Annotated in this window: 2 protein-coding genes and 1 pseudogene; 2 read left to right on the top strand and 1 reads right to left on the bottom strand. The window is 70.5% G+C overall.

From position 1 onward, the window contains the following. Positions 1-331, top strand: a pseudogene (locus MY520_RS27755) (IS110 family transposase); the annotation flags it as partial. A 486-nt stretch (positions 332-817) separates the two neighbouring features. Here the strand turns inward: MY520_RS27755 and MY520_RS27750 are convergent. Beyond that, positions 818-2,257, bottom strand: a complete 1,440-nt coding sequence (locus tag MY520_RS27750) for an NAD(P)/FAD-dependent oxidoreductase (RefSeq protein WP_436695926.1) — start codon at positions 2,255-2,257, stop codon at positions 818-820. Between the two features lie 576 nt (positions 2,258-2,833). Between MY520_RS27750 and MY520_RS27745 the strand changes: the two genes are divergently transcribed. Next, positions 2,834-3,706 carry an alpha/beta fold hydrolase gene (locus MY520_RS27745; RefSeq protein WP_436695925.1) on the top strand — a complete coding sequence of 291 codons (873 nt, stop codon included), beginning with the start codon at positions 2,834-2,836 and terminating at the stop codon, positions 3,704-3,706. Positions 3,707-3,851 lie beyond the last annotated feature (145 nt).

Here is a 3,851-nt window from a genome sequence, read left to right as displayed (position 1 = left end):
CAAGCGGCATCAGCCCGAGCAGCAGCACGGCAACAAGTGGCTGACCGCGATGCTGGTCGAGGCCGCCGGCTCGGTCGGCCGGATGAAGGGCAAGAACTACCTCTCGGCCCAGTTCGCCCGGCTCACCAGCCGGCGCGGCATGGGCCGGGCGGCCGTCGCGGTCGCCCACTCCATCCTCGTCTCCGTCTACTACATCCTCTCCCGCGACGAGCCCTACACCGACCTCGGCGCCGACTGGCTGGCCCGCCGCAACGACGAGGCACACACCCGCCGGCTGGTCGCCCAACTCGAACGCCTCGGCCACACCGTGATCCTCGATCCGGCCGCCTGACCGACTGCAGAAGAACTGGAGGACGGGCTTCGCCCGCCCGCGCTGACGCGCGCCTGCAGCACCGTTATTCACGGGTCTGTGTCCCTCTTGATCTTGTGGGTCTCCAGTACAAGCAGGGCGGCTTCCTGTGACGCCGTGTAGTCGGTCGTCGGGCCGAGGAGCGGGTCTTCGAGATGAGCGTGCAGCGAGACAGGGTGTCTCTGAAGGCGGCTTAAGAGTCACGGACATGCAGCCGAGCGGTGGTCGAGGCAGCGCGAGCCGCTGGCGGGTATCTGCTCCAGGGCGCGCGTCGCTCCTCAGGTTGTGGCGGCCTCTTGCTCAGCTGACCCGGCTCCGATGCCGGCTGCTCGGTGGGTCGAGGAGTTGGCTGGATGTGTCGGCCCCCGTCGGCTGTGGTTGTTGGCAGGCCTCGGTTGCGGCTACGACGGAGTAGGTGCCGGCGGGCCGTGGGACACCCCTGCTCGGCAGCCTGTATGTCTCTGCACGTCAAACAGCAACGGACATGCTCAGGGCTCCGAGCAGTTTTTCCCGGGTGGGCTGGACCAACGGCGGCCCCATGCCGTGGGCTCGGATGGCCGCCCGCGTGTGCTCGATGACTTCGGGATCCCGGTAGACCTCATCGGGTCGGCGGAGCATGCCCATGACCGTCCAGAACGCGCGGAAGGCCACCGGATCGAACGGTGCGGCCGCGCGCAGCTGGGCGTAGGTGACCGGTCCGGTGGCCGGCGGTGGTGGAGGTGCGGGAGCACCCGAGATGCGGTGGCGCAGCATCGCAAGCCGGGTGGCGTCGATGACGGCCTGGTCTGCGTAGAACGGCGCGATGTGTTCCACGACCAGGTGGTCCATCCTCAGCGCCTGGGCGTACGGATCTCCGGCGTCCGTCCTGAGCGTGTCCACGAGGCCGACAGCCCCGCGCAGGGCGAGGCTGAGGCCCCGACCGAGGGTCGGATTGGTGGTGCACACGGTGTCCCCGATGGCCAGGAGTCCGAGGGCTACCGGACGTCCGTCGACGACGAAGCGTCGCAGCGTGTTGTGTAGACCGGCCATCGGGAAGATCTGCGTGATGGGATCCATCGCGTCGAGCCATGCGGCGTAGTAGGGGATCGTCCGCAGCACCGCGGTGAACACCTCGGGCTCCTGGACGCCGCGGAACCGGCGGTCTTCCACGAGCGGCGCAAGGGCCACCACCATCGTGGCGTTGTCCGCGCCCCAGATGCCGACGGTGAACTCGTCGAGGCCCGCGACGACCCGGGTGGTCGGCAGCCCGGGCAGACCCGCTCCCGGGCGCAACCGGTAGTGCCGGCTGAAGTACGCCACTCCGCACTCCGCCGAGGCCATCACGGACGGCGAAGCCCCCACCGCGGTCAGCCAGTCATCGACCGGTGACCGCCGCCCGGAGGCGTCGACGACCAGATCGGCGCGGACCTCGCCGTGATCGGTCCGGACTCCCACGATGCGCGGTGGGTCACCCGGCTCAGCGAGCAGGCCGGTGACCCGCACACCGGCCGAGACGACCACGCCCGATTGGTCCTCGGCCGCACGCCGGAGCACCCAGTCAAAGGTCGAGCGGCGCGTCATCAGCATCGTCAGCCGCTCGTCACCCGGGCGCTCGGCACGATCAGTGAGCGACGGCGGCTGCTGGGTCGCCAGCACGGCCTCGGCGACGCCGGCCTCGAGCAGGCCGGCGTGGACATCGGGCAGCCGCTGCAGAAGCAGCTCCCGGCACAGCGCCAGGACGACGTGCGGTTGCACCAACTGCGGTGCGGAGGCCCGGAAGGCGCTCGCGGCCGAACTCTCTACGTCAGCCGCGAGGTCCAGCCGGTCACGATCGAGGACGACCACCTCGTGCCCGTCGCGGGCCAGCAGGACCGAGGCGAACAGTCCTGCGGCTCCTCCACCGACGATCACAACCCGCACCGGCCTCACCCCCTGCCGACCGACTCGAGGGGCGGCTCAACCCCCAACAGGTACTGGGCGCACGCCCCCAGCGGTCGATGCGTCCGGAAGCTAGTCGCCCGCCACCGCCATGGGACCCTCATCCGTTCTCCGACGCTCGCACTCGTCATGGCGCAAGCGCCAGCGACGCGAAAGCCGGCACCGCGCTCGAACCGCTCCCGGTAGGTGACGCCGCACGGCGTACAGCGCGCGGTAGGTGGCTCGCTGAGGTCGGGAGGCTCACGGCCTGATGTGAAGGCCGTGGACCACGTGCACGCCGGTTCTCACAGCATCGAGCGCCCAGCCGCTCGGTACGGCGGAGGAGCTCCCGGGGCCACCGAACCAGGTGTCCCAGAGTGGGCCGTTCAAGGACGCCCCGGTTACTTCGGCAGGCGGAGGTCCCAGTCCTCCTCGTAGGCCGAGACGAGCCAGCCGTCGCAGTGGTCGACGTGTGGCTCGCGAGACCGCCGACGAGGCGGGCGACGCCGTGGTCTCCGGCGCTCTCGCGAGCGGAGGATCTGTGACACGACGGATGCGAGCAGCGCCCACCCCTCGGATGATGCCTGCATGCCGACCACCGCCAGCTTCCCGTCCCCGGCCGACGGGCTTGCTATCGCCACGTACGAATGGGACGACGTCACGGGCGGGCCCGTCGCGATCGTCCAGCTGGTGCACGGGTTGGCCGAGCACGGGCGCCGCTACGACCGGTTCGCCCGGGCCTTGAACGCGGCCGGCTTCGTGGTGTCGGCCGCCGACAATCGTGGCCATGGAGCGTCGGTGTCCGAGGATGTCCCGCTGGGCAGCTTCGGCGCGGTCGGGGTCGAGGGCTTCGTGGCCGACATCGGCGCGCACGCGCGCCTGCTGGCCTCGCAGCATCCGGACGTGCCGCTGTTCGCCTTCGCGCACTCGCTCGGCTCGATGGGCATGCAGATCGCGTTGCTGGCCGAGCCGGTCCGCTACGGAGGCGTGGTGCTCAGCGGCTCGACGACCCTCGACGGCCTCGGCGGCGTCCTTGCCGGCCTGCCCGCCGACCAGTCGGGGCTGGCCGCGTTCAACGCCGGCTTCGAGCCGCGCACCGGCTTCGAATGGCTCAGCCGGGACCCCGCGGAGGTCGACGCGTACGTGGCCGACCCGCTGTGCGGGTTCCCCACCGAGGACGCGATCATCGGCGGCGTCCTGGGGCAGGCCGAGCGCACCGCCGAGCCGTCGCAGATCCGGCCGGACCTGCCGCTCTTGTTGATCTCTGGCGATCGGGACCCGGTGGGCGGCCCGGGCGGGAGCAACGTCATGGCACTGGCCGACCGCTACCGCTCGGCCGGCCTCACCGATGTGACGGCCACTCTCTACCCCGACGCCCGGCACGAGCTGGTCAACGAGACCGTCCGCGACGAGGTCACCGCCGACGTCATCGGCTGGCTCCGGGCGCACCTGCCGGGGTGACGAGCCTGATAGCCCTTATGAACACGACCCAACTCGAGCGCGAGGTCGGGGCTTGACGTCGCACTTGCATTTTGCAAGTGTAACCGCATGAGCCTCTTCATCACCTGCCCGGTCGAGAGCGTCGAGCGCGCGACCGCCTTCTACA

The organism is Geodermatophilus sp. CPCC 205506 (assembly GCF_051383635.1).
Taxonomy (GTDB): domain Bacteria; phylum Actinomycetota; class Actinomycetes; order Mycobacteriales; family Geodermatophilaceae; genus Geodermatophilus.
The sequence above is the reverse complement of the archived record's forward strand: the minus strand, read 5'-3'. Positions and strand labels throughout refer to the sequence as shown.